This window comes from Planococcus sp. SSTMD024 (assembly GCF_041320495.1).
Lineage (GTDB): Bacteria > Bacillota > Bacilli > Bacillales_A > Planococcaceae > Planococcus.
The window spans coordinates 432,822-453,368 of sequence record NZ_JBGGNS010000023.1; the positions used below are offsets into that span (position 1 = coordinate 432,822).

At 49.5% G+C, this 20,547-nt stretch carries 27 protein-coding genes; 26 read left to right on the forward strand and 1 reads right to left on the reverse strand.

Translation table 11 applies throughout. The features are described from left to right. Positions 1 to 118: 118 nt before the first annotated feature. The 23 genes from AB9R92_RS16465 (at position 119) to AB9R92_RS16575 (ending at position 17,947) form a co-directional block, all read left to right on the forward strand. Positions 119 to 1,138 carry an NAD(P)H-dependent glycerol-3-phosphate dehydrogenase gene (locus AB9R92_RS16465; RefSeq protein WP_370670504.1) on the forward strand — a complete coding sequence of 340 codons (1,020 nt, stop codon included), beginning with the start codon at positions 119 to 121 and terminating at the stop codon, positions 1,136 to 1,138. A gap of 88 nt (positions 1,139 to 1,226) precedes the next feature. Then, positions 1,227 to 1,430, forward strand: coding sequence for a DUF2768 domain-containing protein (locus tag AB9R92_RS16470; RefSeq protein WP_058380557.1), 204 nt, complete (start codon positions 1,227 to 1,229; stop codon positions 1,428 to 1,430). Positions 1,431 to 1,443: 13 nt separating this feature from the next. Continuing rightward, entirely contained in the window at positions 1,444 to 2,163 is a 720-nt protein-coding gene (locus AB9R92_RS16475) for a hypothetical protein (protein WP_370670505.1), read from the forward strand. A gap of 164 nt (positions 2,164 to 2,327) precedes the next feature. After that, positions 2,328 to 2,600 carry an HU family DNA-binding protein gene (locus tag AB9R92_RS16480; RefSeq protein ID WP_052651392.1) on the forward strand — a complete coding sequence of 91 codons (273 nt, stop codon included), beginning with the start codon at positions 2,328 to 2,330 and terminating at the stop codon, positions 2,598 to 2,600. Positions 2,601 to 2,839: 239 nt separating this feature from the next. Then, complete coding sequence (folE, locus tag AB9R92_RS16485; RefSeq protein WP_370670620.1) at positions 2,840 to 3,415, forward strand: GTP cyclohydrolase I FolE; 576 nt, start codon at positions 2,840 to 2,842, stop codon at positions 3,413 to 3,415. 25 nt (positions 3,416 to 3,440) lie between these two features. Further along, the gene (gene mtrB, locus AB9R92_RS16490) at positions 3,441 to 3,662 is read left to right on the forward strand and encodes a trp RNA-binding attenuation protein MtrB (RefSeq protein WP_058380559.1); all 222 of its coding nucleotides are present in this window, start codon (positions 3,441 to 3,443) and stop codon (positions 3,660 to 3,662) included. Positions 3,663 to 3,737: 75 nt separating this feature from the next. Next, positions 3,738 to 4,514 (forward strand): heptaprenyl diphosphate synthase component 1, encoded by a 777-nt coding sequence (locus AB9R92_RS16495; RefSeq protein ID WP_370670507.1) that lies wholly within the window; start codon positions 3,738 to 3,740, stop codon positions 4,512 to 4,514. A gap of 5 nt (positions 4,515 to 4,519) precedes the next feature. Next, a complete protein-coding gene (locus AB9R92_RS16500) occupies positions 4,520 to 5,218 on the forward strand; it encodes a demethylmenaquinone methyltransferase (protein ID WP_370670621.1) in 699 nt (232 codons plus the stop codon). A gap of 22 nt (positions 5,219 to 5,240) precedes the next feature. Next, complete coding sequence (hepT, locus tag AB9R92_RS16505; RefSeq protein WP_370670508.1) at positions 5,241 to 6,215, forward strand: heptaprenyl diphosphate synthase component II; 975 nt, start codon at positions 5,241 to 5,243, stop codon at positions 6,213 to 6,215. 86 nt (positions 6,216 to 6,301) lie between these two features. After that, positions 6,302 to 6,748 carry a nucleoside-diphosphate kinase gene (ndk, locus tag AB9R92_RS16510; protein ID WP_058380561.1) on the forward strand — a complete coding sequence of 149 codons (447 nt, stop codon included), beginning with the start codon at positions 6,302 to 6,304 and terminating at the stop codon, positions 6,746 to 6,748. 236 nt (positions 6,749 to 6,984) lie between these two features. Next, on the forward strand, positions 6,985 to 8,157 hold the full coding sequence (gene aroC / locus AB9R92_RS16515) for a chorismate synthase (RefSeq protein WP_370670509.1): 1,173 nt from the start codon (positions 6,985 to 6,987) through the stop codon (positions 8,155 to 8,157). A 3-nt stretch (positions 8,158 to 8,160) separates the two neighbouring features. Further along, the gene (gene aroB, locus AB9R92_RS16520; protein ID WP_370670510.1) at positions 8,161 to 9,234 is read left to right on the forward strand and encodes a 3-dehydroquinate synthase; all 1,074 of its coding nucleotides are present in this window, start codon (positions 8,161 to 8,163) and stop codon (positions 9,232 to 9,234) included. Continuing rightward, on the forward strand, positions 9,234 to 9,617 hold the full coding sequence (aroH, locus tag AB9R92_RS16525) for a chorismate mutase (RefSeq protein ID WP_068869297.1): 384 nt from the start codon (positions 9,234 to 9,236) through the stop codon (positions 9,615 to 9,617). Before aroB ends, aroH begins: the two co-directional genes overlap by 1 nt. After that, on the forward strand, positions 9,614 to 10,702 hold the full coding sequence (locus AB9R92_RS16530) for a prephenate dehydrogenase (RefSeq protein ID WP_370670511.1): 1,089 nt from the start codon (positions 9,614 to 9,616) through the stop codon (positions 10,700 to 10,702). The genes aroH and AB9R92_RS16530 overlap by 4 nt, the downstream gene beginning before the upstream one ends. Before the next feature lie 14 nt (positions 10,703 to 10,716). Then, positions 10,717 to 12,000, forward strand: coding sequence for a 3-phosphoshikimate 1-carboxyvinyltransferase (aroA, locus tag AB9R92_RS16535; protein ID WP_370670512.1), 1,284 nt, complete (start codon positions 10,717 to 10,719; stop codon positions 11,998 to 12,000). Between the two features lie 84 nt (positions 12,001 to 12,084). After that, complete coding sequence (locus AB9R92_RS16540; RefSeq protein WP_370670513.1) at positions 12,085 to 13,338, forward strand: tetratricopeptide repeat protein; 1,254 nt, start codon at positions 12,085 to 12,087, stop codon at positions 13,336 to 13,338. Between the two features lie 14 nt (positions 13,339 to 13,352). Further along, entirely contained in the window at positions 13,353 to 13,913 is a 561-nt protein-coding gene (locus AB9R92_RS16545; protein WP_370670514.1) for a ReoY family proteolytic degradation factor, read from the forward strand. Next, complete coding sequence (locus AB9R92_RS16550; RefSeq protein ID WP_370670515.1) at positions 13,910 to 14,374, forward strand: YpiF family protein; 465 nt, start codon at positions 13,910 to 13,912, stop codon at positions 14,372 to 14,374. The genes AB9R92_RS16545 and AB9R92_RS16550 overlap by 4 nt, the downstream gene beginning before the upstream one ends. 140 nt (positions 14,375 to 14,514) lie before the next feature. Next, a complete protein-coding gene (locus AB9R92_RS16555) occupies positions 14,515 to 15,018 on the forward strand; it encodes a Rieske (2Fe-2S) protein (protein ID WP_370670516.1) in 504 nt (167 codons plus the stop codon). A gap of 21 nt (positions 15,019 to 15,039) precedes the next feature. Next, positions 15,040 to 15,714: a menaquinol-cytochrome c reductase cytochrome b subunit gene (gene qcrB / locus AB9R92_RS16560; RefSeq protein WP_211654343.1), complete on the forward strand. Its 675-nt coding sequence runs from the start codon at positions 15,040 to 15,042 to the stop codon at positions 15,712 to 15,714. A gap of 36 nt (positions 15,715 to 15,750) precedes the next feature. After that, positions 15,751 to 16,533 carry a menaquinol-cytochrome c reductase cytochrome b/c subunit gene (locus tag AB9R92_RS16565; RefSeq protein WP_370670517.1) on the forward strand — a complete coding sequence of 261 codons (783 nt, stop codon included), beginning with the start codon at positions 15,751 to 15,753 and terminating at the stop codon, positions 16,531 to 16,533. A gap of 59 nt (positions 16,534 to 16,592) precedes the next feature. After that, complete coding sequence (gene lhaT / locus AB9R92_RS16570; protein ID WP_370670518.1) at positions 16,593 to 17,201, forward strand: lipoprotein heptaprenylglyceryl N-acetyltransferase LhaT; 609 nt, start codon at positions 16,593 to 16,595, stop codon at positions 17,199 to 17,201. Positions 17,202 to 17,263: 62 nt separating this feature from the next. Next, a complete protein-coding gene (locus tag AB9R92_RS16575) occupies positions 17,264 to 17,947 on the forward strand; it encodes a zinc metallopeptidase (protein ID WP_370670519.1) in 684 nt (227 codons plus the stop codon). A gap of 64 nt (positions 17,948 to 18,011) precedes the next feature. Here AB9R92_RS16575 and AB9R92_RS16580 read toward each other — a convergent pair whose 3' ends face one another. Next, positions 18,012 to 18,875 carry a YitT family protein gene (locus AB9R92_RS16580; RefSeq protein WP_370670520.1) on the reverse strand — a complete coding sequence of 288 codons (864 nt, stop codon included), beginning with the start codon at positions 18,873 to 18,875 and terminating at the stop codon, positions 18,012 to 18,014. 127 nt (positions 18,876 to 19,002) lie between these two features. Here AB9R92_RS16580 and AB9R92_RS16585 point away from each other — a divergent pair, with 127 nt between their 5' ends. The 3 genes from AB9R92_RS16585 to mgsA are packed head-to-tail and all read left to right on the forward strand — an operon-like array spanning position 19,003 to position 20,538. Continuing rightward, on the forward strand, positions 19,003 to 19,320 hold the full coding sequence (locus tag AB9R92_RS16585) for a nucleotide pyrophosphohydrolase (protein ID WP_370670622.1): 318 nt from the start codon (positions 19,003 to 19,005) through the stop codon (positions 19,318 to 19,320). Further along, complete coding sequence (dapB, locus tag AB9R92_RS16590; protein WP_370670623.1) at positions 19,320 to 20,120, forward strand: 4-hydroxy-tetrahydrodipicolinate reductase; 801 nt, start codon at positions 19,320 to 19,322, stop codon at positions 20,118 to 20,120. The genes AB9R92_RS16585 and dapB overlap by 1 nt, the downstream gene beginning before the upstream one ends. Positions 20,121 to 20,133: 13 nt before the next feature. Then, positions 20,134 to 20,538 carry a methylglyoxal synthase gene (gene mgsA, locus AB9R92_RS16595; protein WP_370670521.1) on the forward strand — a complete coding sequence of 135 codons (405 nt, stop codon included), beginning with the start codon at positions 20,134 to 20,136 and terminating at the stop codon, positions 20,536 to 20,538. The last annotated feature ends 9 nt before the right edge of the window (positions 20,539 to 20,547 follow it).

Below are 20,547 nucleotides of genomic sequence, written 5' to 3' on the forward strand. Positions count from 1 at the left end.
GCCTTTCTGCATTCCTGTTGATATTACTTGATCCAATCGGACTTTACGGAACATCAGGGCTCCCACTTGAAGAGGTGGGAGTTTGATTTTCTTAAAGCAGGATAAAGGAGAGATAAAGATGGAAAAAGTCACTGTATTTGGTGCAGGAAGCTGGGGGACGGCGCTCAGCTATGTACTCGCCCAAAATGGCCATGATCTTCTATTGTGGACCCACCGCCAAGACCAGGCGGATGAGATCAATCAGCATTCGAACGAACGCTATTTAAAAGGTGTGCGCTTGCCGGATTCATTGAAAGCGACAGCAAACCTCGATGAAGCGGTGGCGCACGCAGATATTTTCGTATTGGCCGTTCCCACAAAGGCCATTCGTGAAGTTTCACGGGATATTCGGGAGCGGATGACGAAGAAAGGCTTGTTCGTCCATGTGTCAAAAGGCATCGAACCGGATTCGCTTAAGCGGATCAGCGAGATGATCCGCGAAGAAATCCCGGCTGAACTGGTCGAAGACGTCGTTATTTTGTCGGGGCCAAGCCATGCAGAAGAAGTCGTCCAAGAGCATCCGACTACCGTTACCGCAGCGTGTGAAAATACGCAAGCGGCGAACCGTGTCCAGGACCTGTTCATGAACTCCTATTTCCGCGTCTATACGAATACCGACGTCATCGGGGTGGAAATCGGCGGGGCTTTGAAGAACATCATTGCATTGGCTGTGGGGATTACCGATGGCCTCGGCTACGGCGATAATGCCAAAGCCGCAATCATGACGCGAGGCCTGGCTGAAATTGCACGCCTCGGCGTGAAGATGGGCGCAACGCCCTTGACCTTCTCAGGCTTATCGGGCGTAGGCGACTTGATCGTTACATGCACGAGCGTCCATTCGCGCAACTGGCGGGCAGGCAATATGCTCGGCAAAGGAAAAACCGTCGATGAGGTCCTCAGCGAAATGGGCATGGTCGTCGAAGGAATCCGGACCACAAAAGCCGCCCATCAATTGGCCGCTGAATACAAAGTGCCCATGCCGATAACGGAAGCTTTGTATGCGGTATTGTTTGAAGGCGTCAAGCCGGAGAATGCCGTGGAAGCGTTGATGGGCCGCATGAAGAAAAATGAGATGGAAGATTTGATTGACTTGCTGTAATTGTCACAAACGGAGGGGCTGCTTGCTGCTGCCCCTTCTTTTTTTATGCTATACTATTGACTGAAACTCCACGAAAGGCGGCTTATTCATGAGTTCTTTGGATAAAATGTGGGTATCGTTTGCAGGCATCGCTTTTTTGATCATTTCCATGGGGATGATTTATTTGAGCCGGTACAAATTGCAAAACGGCATCCTGAAATTTCTATTTGCGCTGATCGCGTACGTTCTGCTGATCCTGGGCTTCTTCATTATGGTTTTCACTGTATTCAGCGGACCGACCGGTGGCGCCTGAGGGGATGGACATTATGAAAAAAACAACAGCGTTGCTGCTCGTCCTGCTGACAGCAAGCCTCCTTACGGCTTGTGCATATCCCAGCAGCGAGCGGGCGGAAAATCAGATTCCCTATGAAGATCAGTTGGCTACCGTACAACAAGCGGTTGAACGCTACCAGGAGGCCAATGGCGGCTTATTGCCGATCAAGACGCGTGATATGGACGTCGACCAATTCATCAAATATCCGGTCGATTTCGCTAAAATCGTGCCGGATTTTACAGCTGAGATCCCGAGCAATGCGTTTGAAGTCGGCGGGATTTACCAGTATGTCTTGATGGATGTAGATGAAAATCCCACCGTCAAGCTTGTCGACCTTCGGATAGCGGAAGGCATCCGTTCTGTCAATGTCAGAAAGAGCGCGAATGGCGGCAGGGCCCCCATCTCGGATATCCTTGCCGACAATGTCTATAAATTCAATCACGAAGCGATGGGCTTCAATGAAGAGCCGATGGTTGAAAGCCCATACAGCGGCAAAATGCTGCCGATGGTCATCACCGGCCAAGGCGATGTCTATATCGATTATTCCATTGATTTGTATGAGGCAATCCAAAGCTATGAGGGCGAACTTGAAGCAGGGCAGGATATCCGTTTCATCCTTTACGAAAACAGCCCGGTCGTGCCTGCTTATTCACTTCCATACACCATTGATGAAAATGGCGAGCCCATTTTTTTGACCGAAGAAAAACCCTGATACAGCACGGATTCGCCTGAAATCCACATGTTTTTGAAAATACTGGGAGTATTTGGTGTTTTTCTTTGAAATGCGGCCTATTTGTTGTTGCTATGCGATTTTCGTTGTGATACTCTTTTTACAGGATTGATGGCAAGCATCCCCTTTGAGAGGAGGTGAATAGCATGAACAAAACAGAATTAGTGAACTCTGTTGCAGAAGCGGCTGAACTTTCTCGTAAAGACGCTGCGAAAGCAGTTGACGCTGCATTTGAAGCGATTCAAGATGCTCTAACTAAAGGTGACAAAGTACAATTGATCGGATTCGGTAACTTTGAAGTTCGTGAGCGCGCGGCCCGCAAAGGACGCAACCCACAAACAGGTGCTGAAATCGAGATCGCCGCAAGCAAGGTTCCTGCCTTTAAGCCAGGTAAAGCACTTAAAGACGCAGTGAAATAAGCTTCGGCTACTGTACATAGAATGGCTTTTGCGAGATCTAATCTTGCAAAGGCCATTCTTTTTTTTCGGCCCCGTTTTTGCCAATACCCCCCGTAAATGCTACAATTCAGGTGAGAAAAGCGGAGTTGTCTCTCAGCTCAGCAGAAATAGGCGCGTGAAACTGCGATGATCAATGGCTGTTTTCAACCGCTGCCCCAAATAGAGTGATTTTTTCTACAGGAGGAAACAACGTGATAGATATGAAAAGCCATAACGTAGATCTGAACAAAATAGAGCAAGCTGTCGGAATGATTTTGGAGGCAGTCGGTGAAGATGTGGGCCGTGAAGGGCTGCAGGATACCCCGAAACGCGTTGCGAAAATGTATGCGGAAGTTTTTGCTGGATTGAAAGAAGACCCGAAAGAATATTTCCGCACCGTGTTTCATGAAAACCACGAAGAACTCGTATTGGTCAAGGACATTCCGTTCTATTCGATGTGCGAGCATCACTTGGTGCCATTCTTCGGAAAAGCGCATATTGCCTATATCCCGCGCGACGGAGTGGTCACAGGGCTCAGTAAATTGGCCAGAGCGGTCGAAACAGTCGCAAAACGGCCTCAATTGCAGGAGCGGATCACTTCCACCATTGCTGACTCGATGATGGAGACTTTGAATCCCCACGGCGTGTACGTCATGGTCGAGGCAGAGCATATGTGCATGACGATGCGCGGCATCAAGAAGCCGGGCTCGAAGACCGTCACGGCCGTGTCACGAGGGATATTGGAGACAGATGACATCAAGCGGTCGGAAGTTATTACCTATATCAATATGAACTAAAACTATGGAAAAGCAGGTGTAAACAATGGCACAGACTGAATATGTCGTTATCCGTGCACAGGAAGATGGCGTCAACGTTATCGGGCTGACGCGTGGAAACGATACAAAATTCCATCATACGGAAAAACTCGACCGCGGCGAAGTGATGATCGCCCAATTCACCGAACATACATCGGCGATGAAAATCCGCGGCAAGGCGGAAATCCATTCCGCGCACGGCATCATTGAAAGCGACGCGAAAAAATAAGCGTTAATGGTGAAGGCCATGAGGGCAATATGCTATAATATGAGCTATGGCTAACCTATGAATGGAGCAGGCAGTATGAACGGACAACAAATACAATCCAAAATCATCTCCATGGAAATCGACGTACTAAAAGCAGTCCGCCAACGAACGCTAGACCAGTTGACGGAAGGGCCTTTTGTTAAGGAGGCGCGCCTGTTTTTCTTGCTGCTGCCGTTTTTTAACGGGGAGCAATGGTCGGGCAAAATGGAGACAAGCGCTCGGACAGTGGCGATCGTCTACGCTGCGCTGCACGCACATGACCGGGTGAAAGAAGAAATGCCGATCAGCAAAGAGCAGCAATTGACAGTGCTCGCTGGAGACTTTTACAGCGGCATCTATTACCAATTGCTGGCTGAGGGGAAAAATATCGAAATGGTACAAAAGCTCGCTACAGCAATCATTCAGGTGAGCGAAAAGAAAGCATCCTTCCATGAACATGCGATCCAGCAGCCGGAGCAAGTGGAGGATACAGCGATAGTGATCGAAACGGCTTTGCTGAATGCGTTTTACGAAGAGAATGGATTTGACCATTACAGGCAACTGATGGAACAATCCTTGCTGTATATACGCTATACAGAAGAGCTGGATGCGTTGAAGAAGGGTGAGTTCAGCTATCTCCTGAGATTGCTCAGCGGAACATTGGTCCACTCAGCATTCATCGAGCGTTGGCTAACTGACCGCCTGGAAACTTTAGAGAATGAAATTTTGCAATCCAGCAATGATTGCGAACTGGATTTTGAGCTTAAGAATGTATTGCTCCACCAAATTATTCCGCATCGGCATAGCGCTGAACCGCTGACGCGAGAAGGATGACGATGATGCAGAAAACGAAAGAACAACGAGTTCACGAAGTGTTTGAAAAAATTTCCGAAAACTATGACCAGATGAATTCGGTCATCAGCTTTCAGCAGCACAATAAATGGCGCAACGACACGATGCACAAAATGCAAGTAGCGAAAGGCGCGGCCTGCATCGATGTCTGCTGTGGGACAGCGGATTGGACGATTGCACTCGGTGAAGCGGCAGGGCCTACAGGCCGCGTAGTCGGATTGGACTTTAGCCAAAACATGCTAAATGTCGGCCACCAGAAAACAGCCCATATGCCCCAAATCGAATTGGTGCAAGGAAATGCAATGTCTTTGCCTTACCCGGACAATTCATTCGACTTTGCGACAATCGGCTTTGGGTTGCGCAATGTGCCGGATTATGAACAGGTGTTATCCGAAATGCACCGTGTCTTGAAACCCGGGGGCATGATTGCCTGCCTGGAGACTTCACAGCCTGAAAGCCTTCTTTTCAAGCCGTTTTTCCGGATGTATTTCCGTTTCATCATGCCCGTATTCGGCAAGCTCTTTGCGAAAAGCTATAAAGAGTATTCGTGGCTTCAGGAATCAGCCAAAACATTCCCGGGCATGAAAGACCTTGCGAAACTCTTCAGCAAAGTCGGGTTCGATAAAGTGAAATACAAACCGTATTCAGGAGGGGCTGCTGCCCTCCATATGGGATTGAAAAAGTAAACAAGCGGGAGAAGGTTATTAAGTGGAAAAGATGAAGTTGAAATTGCTCTATTCCGACCTGAAACCGGAACTGGAACTGATCGAAAAAGAATTGGAACAGGCAGTGGATTCCGAATCCCTTCTATTAAATGATGCTTCCCTTCATTTATTGCAGGCCGGAGGAAAACGGATCCGCCCTGTTTTTGTTTTGCTTGCCGGAAAATTCGGGGAGTATGATATCGAATTACTGAAGCGCGTCGCTGTGCCATTGGAACTTATACATATGGCGTCTTTGGTCCACGATGATGTCATAGATGATTCGGAGATTCGCAGAGGGCGCCCGACCGTCAAGTCGGAATGGAACAATAGCGTAGCGATGTATACCGGCGATTTCATCCTGGCCAGGGCGCTGGAGCGGATCACGGAAATCGAATCGCCAAGAATCCACGATATCCTGTCGAAGACATTGATCGAAGTGTGCCGCGGGGAAATCATTCAAATCGAGGACAAATACAGGCTCGACCAAAACTTGCGGGATTATTTGCGCCGCATCAAACGAAAAACCGCATTATTGATTTCATCCAGCTGTGAATTGGGTGCTTTGGTGGCGGGGACCGATGAGAAAACTGCTGCGCATTTGCGCCGTTTCGGTTATTTCATCGGCATGTCGTTCCAGATTATCGACGATATCCTCGATTTCACAGCCAGCGACCAGGAATTGGGCAAACCGGCCGGCAGTGATTTCATCCAAGGCAACATCACTTTGCCGATCTTATACGCGCGGCGGAACCCCCGGATCTATCAGATGCTCCGCGAGAATTTGAACCAAGACATTTCCGACGAGAAACGGCTGGAAATCGTTCGCACGATTCGCACGAGCAGTGCGGTCGATGAAGCGAAGCGGATGAGTGAACGTTATTTGGAAAAGGCGCTGAAAGAACTGGACTATTTGCCGAAAGGCCCCGCGATGAAAACGATGCGCAAAATCGCCTTTTTCATCGGCAAGCGAAAGTTTTAGTTTCCAGTTGACAAATGATCGGACAATGATAGTATTTTTTAAGGTGGGCAAAGTGCCCGAGCTTTTTAACAGAGGAGTGTTCTATAATGGAAAAAACATTTTTGATGGTAAAACCTGATGGTGTCCAACGCAATGTCATCGGTGAAATCGTTTCCCGTTTCGAGAAAAAAGGCTATCATTTGGCAGGCGCTAAATTGATGCAAATCCCGACCGAGCTTGCTGAACAGCATTACGGCGAGCACAAAGAACGCCCATTCTTCGGCGAACTTGTGGACTTCATCACTTCTGGACCAGTTTTCGCAATGGTTTGGGAAGGTGAAAACGTCATCTTGACTGCGCGTCAAATGATGGGAGCTACAAACCCGAAAGATGCTGCTCCTGGAACAATCCGCGGCGACTTCGCAGTTACTGTCGGGAAAAACATGATCCACGGTTCTGATTCAGCTGAAAGCGCTGAACGCGAAATCGGCTTGTTCTTCAAAGAAGAAGAATTGGTATCTTACGAAAAAACTATGAACAGCTGGGTTAACTAATCCAGATTTTGAAAAATGCGGCCGTGCAAACGGCTGCATTTTTTTATTTTCAAGAGCGATGGTAAGAATCGAGCAGCGCGCGAAACAACGGATTAATGTAAGCGGTTTCTTTTATTGGCGCGGGTTTAATGCTATTCGAATGTTTAGTTTTCTTCATATTTAGGATAGAATTGAACAAATGCCATGTGGTATAGTGATAATTAAATACTTTAGCACGTTGAAGGGAGAAAGCGTACATGCGTTACTTAACAGCAGGAGAATCTCACGGTCCACAATTGACCGCCATTATTGAAGGGTTGCCAGCGCAATTGCCTTTGACGGCGGAAATGATCAATAAAGAGTTGAAACGCCGCCAGGGAGGCCATGGCCGCGGCCGCCGCATGCAAATCGAGACCGACACGGTGGAGATCGTTTCAGGCGTCCGCCACGGGAAGACTTTAGGTTCTCCTGTCGCATTGGTCGTCAAAAATGATGACTGGAAGCATTGGACAAATGTCATGGGCATCGAGCCGATCGAAGAAACCGATGAAGTGAAACGCCAATTAACGCGTCCGCGCCCGGGACATGCCGATTTGAATGGCGGCATGAAATACGGCCACCGCGACCTCCGGAACGTATTGGAACGTTCTTCTGCACGAGAAACGACCGTACGCGTGGCAGTCGGCGCAGTAGCCAAGCAGCTGCTTGCTGAACTTGGCGTCAAGATCGTGTCGCACGTGACAGAAATCGGCGGCATTAAAGTCGACCCGTCAAGCTATATCGGAAAATCTGCAGATGAAATTCGAGACATTGTCGAGCAGGATGCCGTCTATTGCGCAGATTCATCAAAAACAAAAGAAATGACCGATTTGATCGACGCCACGAAGAAAAATGGCGACTCGATCGGCGGCACGGTAGAAGTCATCGTAGAAGGCATGCCAGCAGGAATCGGCAGCTATGTGCATTACGACCGCAAACTCGATGCGAAAATCGCAGCTTCGGTCATGAGCATCAACGCGTTCAAGGGTGTAGAGTTCGGCCTTGGCTTCGAAATGGCGCGCCGCCCGGGCAGTGAAGTCCACGATGAAATTATTTGGAGTGAAGAAGCAGGATATGGCCGCAGCACAAATAACCTTGGCGGTTTTGAAGGCGGAATGACGACTGGCATGCCGATTATCGTACGCGGTGTAATGAAGCCGATCCCAACGCTGTATAAGCCTTTGAAGAGCGTGGATATCGAAACGAAAGAGCCGTTCCAGGCAAGCATCGAGCGCTCGGACAGCTGTGCGGTCCCTGCTGCTTCGATTGTCGCAGAGCATGTTGTGGCGTTTGAAGCGGCAAATGCACTGCTTGAACAATTCGATGCGGATCAATTGCCGAGGCTGAAAGAAAACATCGATAGCTATAAAGCCTATACAAAGGAGTTTTAATCCATGAGGGAGTTGCGCGTCGAGACTGAACATCCATATACGGTGCATATCGGGCAAGGGGCGGTCAAGCTATTCGCGGAGCGCTATAGCGATTTGCTTGGAGCAGCTGACCAAGTCGTTGTGATCGCCGACAGCAAAGTGGCTGGATTGCATTTGCCGCAGCTGCTCGATGCGCTGGAGGATTTCCAGCCGAAAGTTTTCCAAGTCCCGGCGGGCGAAGGGGCAAAATCCGCTGAAAGCTTTATGGATTGCCACAGCTTTTTGCTTACGGAGAATTGCTCGCGCAATACGGTCATCCTTGCTTTCGGTGGAGGGGCCGTCGGGGATTTGGCAGGATTTGTCGCGTCCACTTTCATGCGCGGTGTGCCTTTTATCCAAGTGCCGACAACGATCTTGGCCCATGACAGTGCTGTGGGCGGCAAAACCGCCATCAACCACCCGCTCGGCAAGAATATGATCGGGACCTTTTATCAGCCGCGTGCGGTCGTCTACGACGCAGACTTTCTCCAAACGCTGCCTGAAAACGAAATCCGCTCGGGGATGGCTGAAGTAATCAAGCATGCGTTCATATCGAATGAAGGCTGGCTTGATGAACTTCTGGCTTATCAGGATTTTACCGGGATGACTGGACAGGAACTTGAAGGCCATCTTGAAAAAGGAATCGCCGTCAAATCGGCGATTGTCGAAGAAGATGAATTCGAAGGAGGAGTCCGTAAATTCCTCAATTTCGGGCATACATTGGCACATGCCATCGAAGCGCATCTGGGCTATGGCAAACTGACGCACGGGGAAGCCGTCGTGCTCGGCATGGCCTATGCGCTCGAATTATCCAAAAGTCCGGAGTTGCCGCGCTTCCTGGACTGGGCAAAAGCAAATGCTTATCCACTCGGGCTATTGATGGACATGCCGTTTGAAGAACTCTTGCCCTATATGAAAAAAGACAAAAAATCGACCGCTGCCGCGCTGAACTTCGTTTTGCTTGGCGCAGTCGGCCGGCCATATATCGAAACCATCCCAGAACCACAAGCGCAAGCGGCTTACGATAAGCTGAGAAAAACGATCAAGGAGATGATCTGATGATTCGAGGAGTCAGAGGCGCCATCACCATCACGAAAGATGAAGCGCCCGAAATTTTGGAGCAAACGCGCCGCTTGGTCTTGGAAATGGCCAAGGAAAACGGCATCGAACCGGATGAAGTGGCTTCGGTCATCGTGTCGACAACGACGGATATTTCTGCAGCTTTTCCTGCAAAGGCCGTACGCACCATCGAGGGCTGGACGTATGTGCCGGTCATGTGTACGCATGAAATGGATGTGCCCGGCAGCATGCCGCTTTGCATCCGTGTCATGATGCATGTCAACACGAAACTTGCACAGGACAAGATCCAGCACATTTACATGAATGACGCTGTCAAGCTGCGTCCCGATCTATCACAGAAAAGCCAGGTGAGCCAAGCGTGAAAACAGAAGTCCTCATTATCGGCCTCGGATTGATTGGCGGGTCGTTAGCGAAAGCATTGCAGCGCAATGAAGATGTTCATGTATCGGGCTATGATGCGGACGCATTGACTGCCAGAAAAGCTTTTAAAATGGGCATCATCCAAAGTTCGCCGCCTTCTCTCGAGCAGGCAGCTGCTGCGGCTGATGTCATCATTTTTGCGACACCGGTCGGCGCCACTGTGAAATTAATGGAACAGAGTAAATATTGGGGTTTAAAGGAAAATGTCATTTTGACAGATACCGGCAGCACTAAAGTCCAAATCATGGAAGCTGCAGCAAAGCTGGAGCATACCTTTATCGGCGGCCATCCAATGGCCGGTTCCCATAAAAGCGGCGTCGAAGCAGCCAAAGACGTGTTATTTGAAAATGCTTTCTATATATTGACGCCTGGCAAGGGGACGGCTGAGGAAGATGTAAATAGGCTGGTCAATCTGTTGTCAGTCACCAAAGCGAAGATTAAAGTGCTGGAAGCGAAAGAACATGATCATATGACAGCAATTGTCAGCCATTTCCCCCATTTGATTGCTGCCGCACTGGTCCACCAGCTGGACCGGGAAGAGCAGTACCCGTTTGCCCGGCAGCTTGCAGCAGGCGGGTTCCGCGACACGACGCGCATCGCCTCTGCGAATCCGGATATGTGGCGCGACATCACGACACAAAACAATGAAATGATTGTCGAGCAGCTGGACCACTGGATGGACCAGATGACGCATTTGCGCGAGATCCTGCAGAGCAATGAGCCGGAGCCGATTCACCGCTTTTTTGCGAAAGCGAAGGAAACGCGTGATGAACTGCCGGTTGCAGGGCATGGCGCCATGTATTCCGTATTCGATTTGTATATCGATATTCCTGATGTGCCGGGAATCATTTCAGAGCTTACAGGGTATCTGGCGGAAGCTGGCATCAGCATCGTCAATTTGAGGATCTTGGAGACCCGCGAAGATGTTTTCGGGATTCTCGTCCTTAGTTTCCAGACAGCGGAAGACCGGGCAAATGCGAAACGCGTTTTTTCCGAACGCACTGTGTACGATACGTATATTTCCTGAAAGGAATGAAATTCATGACCAAAACGATCAGCTACGCAAAACCTGCGCTAACGGGCAGCGTCCAAGTGCCTGGGGATAAGTCCATCTCACATCGCGCCATCATGTTCGGAGCGCTGGCACAGGGAACGACGACCATCGAAGGTTTCTTGATGGGTGATGACTGCCTGAGCACCATCAGCTGTTTCCGTTCACTCGGCATCGAGATCCGGATAGATGGCGAGCACGTGACGGTGCAAAGCGGCGGCAGGAAGGCCTGGAAAGAGCCGGATGTCGTGTTGGATACCGGAAACTCCGGTACGACGACGCGCTTGATGCTCGGCTTGCTCGCGGGCACTGATTTCCATTCAGTCATGGCCGGCGATGAATCCATCGCACGCCGCCCGATGAAGCGCATCGTTGAACCGCTGCGTTTGATGGGGGCGGATATCCGTGGGCGTGCCAATGGCCATTTCACGCCGCTTGCCGTGCAAGGAACAGCTCTTCAGGCTATTGATTACACGATGCCTGTGGCGAGTGCACAAGTGAAGTCGGCCGTGCTGCTTGCGGGATTAACCGCGCAAGGGACGACGACTGTCCACGAACCGGTGCCGTCTCGCGACCATACGGAAATCATGCTCAAGCATTTCGGGGCGGACATCTCACGCGAAGGCGATGTCATTTCATTGAGAGGCGGACAGGAACTGCAAGCGGCACATGTCCAGGTGCCTGGCGATATTTCATCCGCTGCGTTTTTGATCGGTGCCGCGCTCATTGCAAAAGGCAGCGAAATCACATTAAAGAATGTCGGCATCAACCCGACGCGAACAGGCTTGCTTGACGTGTTCAAAGCCATGGGTGCGGATATTCAAGCAAGCGGCCACACATCCGAAGGGGAACAAGCGGCTGATTTGACGGTCCGCAGCACTTCTTTGAGGGGGACGGATATAGGCGGCGATGTCATTCCAAGATTGATCGACGAAATTCCATTGATTGCGCTTGTGGCAACGCAAGCGCAAGGAGAGACGGTCATCCGCGATGCGGAAGAATTGCGTGTCAAAGAAACCGACCGCATACAGGCAGTTGTCACCGAACTGAAAAAACTCGGTGCCGATATCGAAGCGACAGAAGACGGAATGGTCATACATGGCCCGACCCCGTTGATTGGCGCAGCGATGAATAGCTACGGCGATCACCGCCTCGGCATGATGGCCGCAGTTGCTGCATTAATCGCAGATGGTGCTGTGACAATTGACGACCCGGGCTGCATTTCAATCTCCTACCCGAACTTTTTTGAACATCTCGATAAGCTGACACAATAACTCTCCTCCGGGGGAGTTTTTATTATGCTAGGATGATGGTTTCGTGTACGATAACTATATAACGGCAAGGAATAGGTGATGCAAATGGCAACTTTACAAAATATCCAAGAAGCGGTGCAGGCTGGAGATACGGCTGCGCTGGATACATTGCTCGAACAATATTTATTAAAAGGCGATCCCGATGAACAATACGCGGTCATGGAATGGCTGCAGGAGATCGGTTTTATCGAAGAAGCGCTCCGCGTGGTGGAGCATCTTCAATATATGTTTCCGGAAGAGGCGCAATTGCGCGTTGACCGTTCAAAACTGCTGATCGATGCCGACCGTGAAGATGAGGCGCTCAACGAATTGATGGCGATTCCGAAAGACGATGAGTTATACCCTCAAGCACTTGTTACATTAGCGGATCTGTTTCAGCTGCAGGGGCTTCTTGAGGCGGCGGAACTGCGGCTGGATGAAGCGATCGGGTTGATGCCGGACGAACCGCTCCTGCAGCAGGCAAAAGCGGAACTTTTGCTCGATTCGGGGCGCTACCTGGAATCGGCACGCATCTATCAGGAACTGGAAAGCCGCAATGTCAAAATCGAGGGCGTCAACTTGAGCGAACGCTTGGCTGAAGTCTATAGCGCCGGTGCGGCTTACGAGGAAGCTTTGCCGTATTATGAACGTGCGCTGGAAGACGAAGCGCAGCCTGACGTATTATTCGGCGCTGCATTTGCCGCTTTCCAGGCGAAACAATACGAATTAGCGGTAAAGCGGCTCGATGAACTTTTGGGAGCCGACCCCGATTATTTCTCTGCTTATCTATTGAAAGCGCAATGCTTCAATATGATGGAAGATTACAAGCGTGCTTACGATGCTATCAAAGAAGGGCTCGCACGTGATGAATTCGATAAGGAACTGTATTTGTTTGCAGGGAAACTCGCGCTGAAGCTTGGCAAAGGGGAGGAAGGCGTCGAAATGCTCCGCCAGGCGATCGCCCTTGATCCCGAATACATGGAGGCTCTTTATGCATTGATATCTTATTTCCATGCAGAAGAGCGGGACGAAGAACTGCTTGAGCTTGCTTCAATGGCTGTCGAAAGCGGCAATGACTGGCATGCGCTTTATCCGATGATCGCGGGAGCATACGACCGGACAGAACAATTCGGCAAAGCTCTGGAGTATTACGACAAAGCTTATCCGGCATTTTCCGATGACCCGGAATTCCTCGAATCCTATGCCTTATTTTTAGTAGAGGAAGGGAAACGCGACCGCGCTCTCGAAATAATTAAACAGCTTCAAGCGCTGGAGCCTGAAAATCCGCAATGGTTCGATTGGCTGCAATCGTTTGAATGAAAGGGGGAGACGATATGACTGCATCTGTTTCTGTAGGCGAGAAAAAACAATTTGTCCGCTGGTTCCTCGGATCCTATAAGATGAAAAGACGCGAATGCATCTGGATCCTCAACTACTTGCTGAGCAATGACGAGTTGCTGGAGAAGACGCATTTTGTCGAAGAAGCGCATTATTGCCCCCGCGCCATGGTCATGTCGACAACTGAATCGAAAGACGTCCCGTTCCAGTTTTATAAAGGCAAGCTGATGACTGCCGATGCTGAAAAGTCTTTCCACGACCTTAGGCTCCATCCCGAGGAACCTTTATATGTGCAATTGAATTTTCCGAGCATTCCACCTGCGCCGCTTTATCTCGCAGTGTTGGAAGAAAATCCCCATATGCCCAAAGGGGCGTCGGTCAGCGAACAAGACCGCCTGATAGCAGAGAAGGTATTGAATGAAAGCCTGTCGTCTTACCAGGAAGAAACGATCCTCAAAAAAATCGACGAAGCACTGGATGCGGGGGATAAAGAACGATTCTTTGAATTATCCGCCCTGTTGTCTGTAGTTAAATCGGCCAAAAAAAATGGAGAGTGACTGAATACATGCATTTTAACAGCAAAGACATCGATTTATACACAAGCCAAAAAGAATACGTCGACACCGCGGTCGTCCCGCTGATTGAATTGGACTTGACCGTAGCGGGCATGAAGGCGAGTGCCGGGGCATCTGAATATTTGCAGTCCCTAACCGTTATATTGGAAAAGCAATTCAAAGGGCGGATCCTTTTGCTTCCGCCTATTTCTTATGTCCGGGCGGCAGATCGAACAGAACTTGGCGAGCAGTTGAAAAAAGAGCTGTCGGAAACCGGGTTCAAGCACGTGTTCTACTTGACGACTGACCCGAAATGGCGCTCTGTCGAAGAACTTGACAATGTTTTATGGTTGCCCGCCATTCCAACCGGTGATATGGACCAATCCTTCAAGAAATCGGTCATGGAAGACCAGCTGCGTCAAGTGTTGCCGCTGTTCACCAAAGAATGGACACATCATTCATGAAATGTTCACAAACTGTTCCGATAGACTGAATGCAATATTGACCTTAAGTTTTGATTGATATATCATTAGGTTGTCCTAGTAATTATATTTGAATGAGTATGTCCATTGGACTGACCTTGAATGTTAGAGGGGGGAAAAGAATGAGTAACAATCGTGTATCACGACGCCAATTCCTAGGTTACACACTGACTGGTGTAGGTGGTTTCATGGCAGCAGGAATGTTAATGCCGATGGTGCGTTTTGCAGTCGATCCAGTATTGCAGCAAAAAGGCGCTGGAGACTACGTCTTGACAGATCAAGCTGTATCCGAGATTACAGAAGAACCAGTACGCGTCGACTTTGTCTACGAACAAGTAGATGCATGGTATACATCTGAAGTCACGAATTCTGCGTGGGTTTACAAAGAAGGCGATAAGCTAATCGCGCTTTCACCTGTCTGCAAGCACTTGGGATGCACAGTCAACTGGGGCGGGGACCCAGAACAGCCAACACAGTTCTTCTGCCCGTGCCACGCCGGCCGCTATGAAAAGAATGGCCAGAACATCGCAGGCACACCGCCGCTCGGACCTCTTGATGAGTACCAGGTTGAAGAACAAGATGGCTTTGTAGCCATTGGAGCAGTAAGAGAAAACACTTTAGTTTAATAGTTAGGGGGTACGACACCAGTGCTAAACAAGTTATATGATTGGGTAGATGAGCGATTGGACATCACGCCGATCTGGCGCGATATTGCAGACCATGAAGTACCGGAACACGTTAACCCCGCACACCACTTTTCAGCATTTGTCTATTGTTTCGGAGGACTGACATTCTTTATCACAGTCATCCAGATTCTGTCTGGCATGTTCCTTACGATGTATTATGTGCCGGATATCGAAAATGCTTGGCAGTCGGTTTATTATCTCCAGAATGAAGTCGCTTTTGGGGAAATCGTGCGTGGGATGCACCACTGGGGAGCTTCTTTAGTAGTAGTTATGATTTTCCTTCATACGCTGCGTGTATTCTTCACAGGGTCTTATAAAAAACCTCGTGAGCTCAACTGGGTCGTTGGAGTATTGCTATTCGGCGTAATCCTCGGCTTATCTTTCACAGGTTACTTGCTTCCATGGGACATGAAAGCATTGTTCGCAACAAAAGTTGGGATTGAAATTGCAGCTTCTGTACCGGTGATCGGCGATACGATCAAAATTTTGCTTGCAGGGGATTCAACGATTCTCGGCGCACAAACTTTGACACGTTTCTTCGCGATCCACGTCTTCTTCTTGCCTGCTGCTTTGCTTGGGTTGCTCGCAGCACACTTTATCATGATCAGAAGACAAGGTATTTCAGGACCATTGTAATTCATCCTTGACCAAGGATTTTAAGGAGGGGACACTATGCACCGCGGAAAAGGGATGAAATTTGTAGGGGATTCACGTGTTCCGAGCAAAGAGTTTCGGAAACCGAATATCCCGAAAGATTACTCCGAATATCCTGGCAAAACAGAAGCCTTCTGGCCGAACTTCCTTCTAAAAGAATGGATGATCGGTTCTGTCTTCCTAATTGGGTATTTGCTCTTGACTGTCGCCCACCCTTCGCCTCTTGAAGGCCAGGCTGATCCGACAGACACGGCATATATTCCATTGCCAGACTGGTATTTCTTGTTCTTATACCAATTATTGAAATATGAATTCGCGTCCGGCCCATTCAACATCGTCGGCGCAATCATCATGCCGGGCCTTGCGTTCGGTGCCTTGATGCTTGCTCCGTTCCTTGACCGTGGACCGGAACGCCGTCCGTCGAAACGCCCATTGCCGACAGGCTTTATGCTTTTGGCGGTCGCATCCATCGTCTTCTTGACTTGGGAATCCGTAGCCAACCATGACTGGGAAGCAGCGGCTCGCCAAGGGGAAATCACGGAAGAAGTCGAAATCGATACAGCGGACCCTGGATATGAAATCTACACCGCTTCTGCATGTATCAGCTGCCACGGCGACAACTTGGAAGGGGCAGTCGGGCCGAGCTTGATCGGAACTGGCCTGTCACCTGAAGAAATCGCTGAAATCGCAGTGAATGGTATCGAAGATGGAGGCACACAATTGATGCCGCCATCATGGGATGGATCTGATGAAGACCTTCAAGTCATGACAGAGTTTATTGCTGGGCTTGAAGCTGAATAATGCAATGTAGAAGAGCCGGGAAACCGGCTCTTTTTTTCTGCACAGGAAAGGAAGGTTGGATGGTCGAGTTCATAGCGAAAATTTCTGCTTGGCTGATGTTCCGCCCGTTTTTGATATTGCTGTTTTTCGTGAATTTAGGCGGGACGATCTACGGATACATTTGGTATGGGTGGCAATTGCGCATCACCGAACCGTTATTCCTCATATTTGTGCCGGATAGCCCGACCGCAAGCTTGTTTTTCACGATTGTCCTTGGATTGTGGATCATCGGCAAGCATAGCCCTTTGATTGAAGCGCTCGCTTTTGTAACCTTGATCAAATATGGATTATGGGCGGTTGTCATGAATCTCCTGACGCTCCTGCAGACCGGATCGATCGGCTGGCTGGGCTGGATGCTCGTCGCTTCCCATTTTGCCATGGCGCTGCAAGCCGTACTGTATTTCGAGCATTACCGATTCGGCTACATATCCGTTGCGCTTACCGCTATTTGGACTTTACATAACGACGTCATCGATTATGTGTTCGGGCAGATGCCCATCTATTCGAGCTTAAGCGAATTCAGTGCAGAAATAGGATATTTTACATTCTGGCTGTCGATTGCCTGTATCGCGTTTGCATGGTTCACGGCGTCACAGAACCGCCATCTTGAATCGCGGCGTATCAGTTGACCCAAAGTCAGAAAAACAAGTAAAATAAACATATAGAAACAAAAAGAGAGGTTGATCGAGAAATGGGATTGGGCGGCTATTTGATTTATTTTATCGTCTTGTTGATTGTGCCGATTTGGGCTCAAATGAAACTGAAAAGCACATATAAGAAGTATTCCAAAGTACGGTCGACTTCCGGCCATACAGGGGCCGAAGTGGCGCGCATCATTTTGGACCAGAACGGCCTGAGCAATGTAAAAGTCGTGGAAAGCCGCGGCATGCTCAGCGACCATTATAACCCGATGACCAAAACGGTCGCGCTCAGCAGCCATAACTACCATGAACCATCGGTAGCCGGCACAGCTGTCGCAGCGCACGAAGTGGGGCACGCAATCCAGGATGCAACGGATTATTCATTCCTGCGCTTCCGCCACCGCCTTGTGCCGATGGTCAATATTTCATCGAACATGTCTTGGGTATTCATCATGATCGGTTTGTTCGCACAGATGAGCGGCGCTTTGTTGATCGGTATCGCCCTTCTTGCGGTTGGCGTGTTGTTCCAATTGGTCACTTTGCCGGTCGAGTTCAATGCATCAAACCGTGCAATGGACCAGCTGCTGTCGCATAATGTCATCCGCAACGATGAAGAGCGGCATGCGAAAAAAGTATTGAACGCAGCTGCGATGACTTATGTTGCAGCTACTGCAGTTGCAGTGATCGAACTGGCTCGTCTGATTTTGATCTACACTAGCATGGACCGTTCATAATGAAATAAAACGGGCGGGAAAAGCATTTGCTTTTCCCGCCCGTTTTTAATTTGGCATAACCGTGTTAAAGAGGCTGTTTCTGTTCATCAAGGGTAAACCCTTCGCCCATCACGTCATGCACTTCGATCAATGAAACGAATGCGTGGGGATCAACGGAATTGACGATGTTCTTCAACCTGACGAGTTCGTTGCGCGCCACGACGCAGTAAAGGACTTCGCGTTCTTCTTTTGTGAAATGGCCATAGCCGCGAAGAATCGTGATGCCGCGATCCATTTCGATGGCGATGCGGCTTGCGATCTCTTCTTGCGAATTGGAAATGATCAAGGCGCCGCGTCCGGAGTACGCCCCTTCCTGAACGAAGTCGATAACGCGCGCGCCGACGAAGACTGCCACGAGCGTATACATCATGGAACGGTAGTCAAGGAAAGTCAGCCATGACAGCATGATGACCAGTGCATCAAACAAAAACATTGTCTTGCCCATGCTCCAGCCGATGTATTTCTGTACCAGCCTCGCAATGATATCAACCCCGCCCGTCGTTCCCCCGTAGCGGAAGATGATGCCAAGCCCCATCCCCACAAAAACGCCGGCAAATAAAGCGGCGAGAAATAAATCATCGCGCAATGGAATTTGGACTTCGTAGATAAGGAAAATTTTCAAGAAGACGGAAACAGCGACCGTGCCGATGATCGTGTAAAGGAACACCTTGCGCCCGAGCAATTTCCAGCCGATAAAGAACAAGGGAATATTCAATACCAGGTTCATCAATGCCGGGTCCCAATTCCAAAGAAAATAGAGGATCAATGTAATTCCTGCGAAGCCGCCTTCCCCGAGCTCGTTTTGAATATTAAAATGAACAAAGCCGAAACTATAGATAGCCGAGCCGAGCAGGATGAAAAAGATGTTTTTTAATTGAAGATCTTTCATAAAAAAAGCAGCCTCCCTTTTTGGTCATCAACTTCTGTATTATCTGCCATAATGCCGTTTTTGACAACAACCCCTGTTTTCTTTACGATTGAATGGGAGTGTGATGACAGTGAACGCAGATAAAAGCATGAGGCAATTGCAGGAGGAAGTGGACCGCCACATTGGGCAGTTCAAGGAAGGGTATTTTGCGCCGATGGAGATGCTTGCGCGGATGACCGAAGAACTCGGGGAACTGGCGCGTGAAGTGAATCATGTGTACGGTCCGAAAAAGAAAAAAGAGTCGGAAGCCGATAAATTGATCGAAGAGGAAATGGGCGATGTGCTATTTGTCTTGATCTGCATGGCCAACTCCATGAATATCGATTTGCAGGAAGCCCATGATGGAGTCATGGAAAAATTCCGGACGCGTGATAAAGACCGCTGGACAAGAAAGGAAGAGCAATGATGACGATAAAAGTGGCAATTGCCGGAGCCCGCGGGAAAATGGGCAAAGAAGCTGTACATACTGTAATGGAAAATACCGATATGGAACTGGTGGCAGCACTTGATTACAAAGAGATCGGCGCTACCTTGGCCGATACAGGAATATTCCCTGAAAGCTTTCGAGTGCCGGTCTTTACCGATCTAGAAATGCTTCACGGGCAGCACGCACCGGACGTTCTCGTGGACCTAACGACACCGGAGCATGTTTATGCCCATACGAAACAAGCCCTGCAGCTCGGCATTCGCCCGGTTGTCGGGACAACCGGGTTTTCCACGGAAGAATTGAATGAATTGACGGAACTCGCAAAAACTTCAGGTCTCGGCTGTATCATCGCGCCGAACTTTGCAGTGGGGGCGGTCTTGATGATGAAATTTGCAGAGCAAGCGGCGAAGTATTTACCGGATGTGGAAATCATCGAGATGCACCATGACCAAAAGCTCGACGCGCCTTCGGGTACCGCGATGAAGACGGCACATATGATGAGCGAGACCCGGACTGTCCACCAGCAAGGGCATCCGGATGAAAAGGAAACTTTACAAGGCGCGCGCGGCGCGGACTACGAAGGCATGCGTATCCACAGTGTCCGGCTGCCCGGATTAGTTGCGCATCAACAAGTGCTGCTCGGCGGAGAAGGCCAGCTGTTGACGCTGCGGCACGATTCGTTCAACCGCGGTTCGTTCATGTCAGGCGTCAGTTTGTCGATTCGCGAAGTGGTAGAGCGCAAGGAATTAATTTATGGCCTGGAACATATCATCGGCTAGAGGAGGCGATTAAATGAATATCGCATTGGTTGCACATGACCGAAAAAAAGATGACTTGATAGAATTTGCATTAGCTTATAAGCCTATTTTGGCGAAGCATCAATTATATGCAACAGGAACGACGGGCTCCCGTTTGGTCGAAGGGACTGGCTTGGCGGTCCACCGTTTTCAATCCGGGCCGCTTGGCGGCGACCAGCAGATTGGGGCGATGATTGCCCAAAACGAAATGGATATGATCATCTTCTTCCGCGACCCGTTGACAGCCCAGCCGCATGAACCGGATGTTACGGCTTTGATCCGGCTCTGTGATGTATATCAAATCCCGCTTGCGACCAATATGGGAACAGCTGAAGTCCTCCTGAAAGGCTTGGAAAACGGATTGGTCGATTGGCGGCTCCTAAGCGACCGCCGGAAATAGGAGGAGAGA

What these genes read in the sequence shown, in the direction of transcription:
- AB9R92_RS16565 (WP_370670517.1), top strand. Translation starts at nt 15,751, where the DNA reads ATGCACCGCGGAAAAGGGATGAAATTTGTAGGGGATTCACGTGTTCCG.
- AB9R92_RS16475 (WP_370670505.1), top strand. Translation starts at nt 1,444, where the DNA reads ATGAAAAAAACAACAGCGTTGCTGCTCGTCCTGCTGACAGCAAGCCTC.
- AB9R92_RS16500 (WP_370670621.1), top strand. Translation starts at nt 4,520, where the DNA reads ATGCAGAAAACGAAAGAACAACGAGTTCACGAAGTGTTTGAAAAAATT.
- AB9R92_RS16585 (WP_370670622.1), top strand. Translation starts at nt 19,003, where the DNA reads ATGAGGCAATTGCAGGAGGAAGTGGACCGCCACATTGGGCAGTTCAAG.
- AB9R92_RS16480 (WP_052651392.1), top strand. Translation starts at nt 2,328, where the DNA reads ATGAACAAAACAGAATTAGTGAACTCTGTTGCAGAAGCGGCTGAACTT.
- aroA (WP_370670512.1), top strand. Translation starts at nt 10,717, where the DNA reads ATGACCAAAACGATCAGCTACGCAAAACCTGCGCTAACGGGCAGCGTC.
- AB9R92_RS16555 (WP_370670516.1), top strand. Translation starts at nt 14,515, where the DNA reads ATGAGTAACAATCGTGTATCACGACGCCAATTCCTAGGTTACACACTG.
- lhaT (WP_370670518.1), top strand. Translation starts at nt 16,593, where the DNA reads ATGGTCGAGTTCATAGCGAAAATTTCTGCTTGGCTGATGTTCCGCCCG.
- aroH (WP_068869297.1), top strand. Translation starts at nt 9,234, where the DNA reads ATGATTCGAGGAGTCAGAGGCGCCATCACCATCACGAAAGATGAAGCG.
- aroB (WP_370670510.1), top strand. Translation starts at nt 8,161, where the DNA reads ATGAGGGAGTTGCGCGTCGAGACTGAACATCCATATACGGTGCATATC.
- AB9R92_RS16545 (WP_370670514.1), top strand. Translation starts at nt 13,353, where the DNA reads ATGACTGCATCTGTTTCTGTAGGCGAGAAAAAACAATTTGTCCGCTGG.
- ndk (WP_058380561.1), top strand. Translation starts at nt 6,302, where the DNA reads ATGGAAAAAACATTTTTGATGGTAAAACCTGATGGTGTCCAACGCAAT.
- folE (WP_370670620.1), top strand. Translation starts at nt 2,840, where the DNA reads ATGAAAAGCCATAACGTAGATCTGAACAAAATAGAGCAAGCTGTCGGA.
- AB9R92_RS16540 (WP_370670513.1), top strand. Translation starts at nt 12,085, where the DNA reads ATGGCAACTTTACAAAATATCCAAGAAGCGGTGCAGGCTGGAGATACG.
- mgsA (WP_370670521.1), top strand. Translation starts at nt 20,134, where the DNA reads ATGAATATCGCATTGGTTGCACATGACCGAAAAAAAGATGACTTGATA.
- dapB (WP_370670623.1), top strand. Translation starts at nt 19,320, where the DNA reads ATGACGATAAAAGTGGCAATTGCCGGAGCCCGCGGGAAAATGGGCAAA.
- aroC (WP_370670509.1), top strand. Translation starts at nt 6,985, where the DNA reads ATGCGTTACTTAACAGCAGGAGAATCTCACGGTCCACAATTGACCGCC.
- mtrB (WP_058380559.1), top strand. Translation starts at nt 3,441, where the DNA reads ATGGCACAGACTGAATATGTCGTTATCCGTGCACAGGAAGATGGCGTC.
- AB9R92_RS16575 (WP_370670519.1), top strand. Translation starts at nt 17,264, where the DNA reads ATGGGATTGGGCGGCTATTTGATTTATTTTATCGTCTTGTTGATTGTG.
- AB9R92_RS16470 (WP_058380557.1), top strand. Translation starts at nt 1,227, where the DNA reads ATGAGTTCTTTGGATAAAATGTGGGTATCGTTTGCAGGCATCGCTTTT.
- AB9R92_RS16495 (WP_370670507.1), top strand. Translation starts at nt 3,738, where the DNA reads ATGAACGGACAACAAATACAATCCAAAATCATCTCCATGGAAATCGAC.
- AB9R92_RS16465 (WP_370670504.1), top strand. Translation starts at nt 119, where the DNA reads ATGGAAAAAGTCACTGTATTTGGTGCAGGAAGCTGGGGGACGGCGCTC.
- AB9R92_RS16580 (WP_370670520.1), bottom strand. Translation starts at nt 18,875, where the DNA reads ATGAAAGATCTTCAATTAAAAAACATCTTTTTCATCCTGCTCGGCTCG.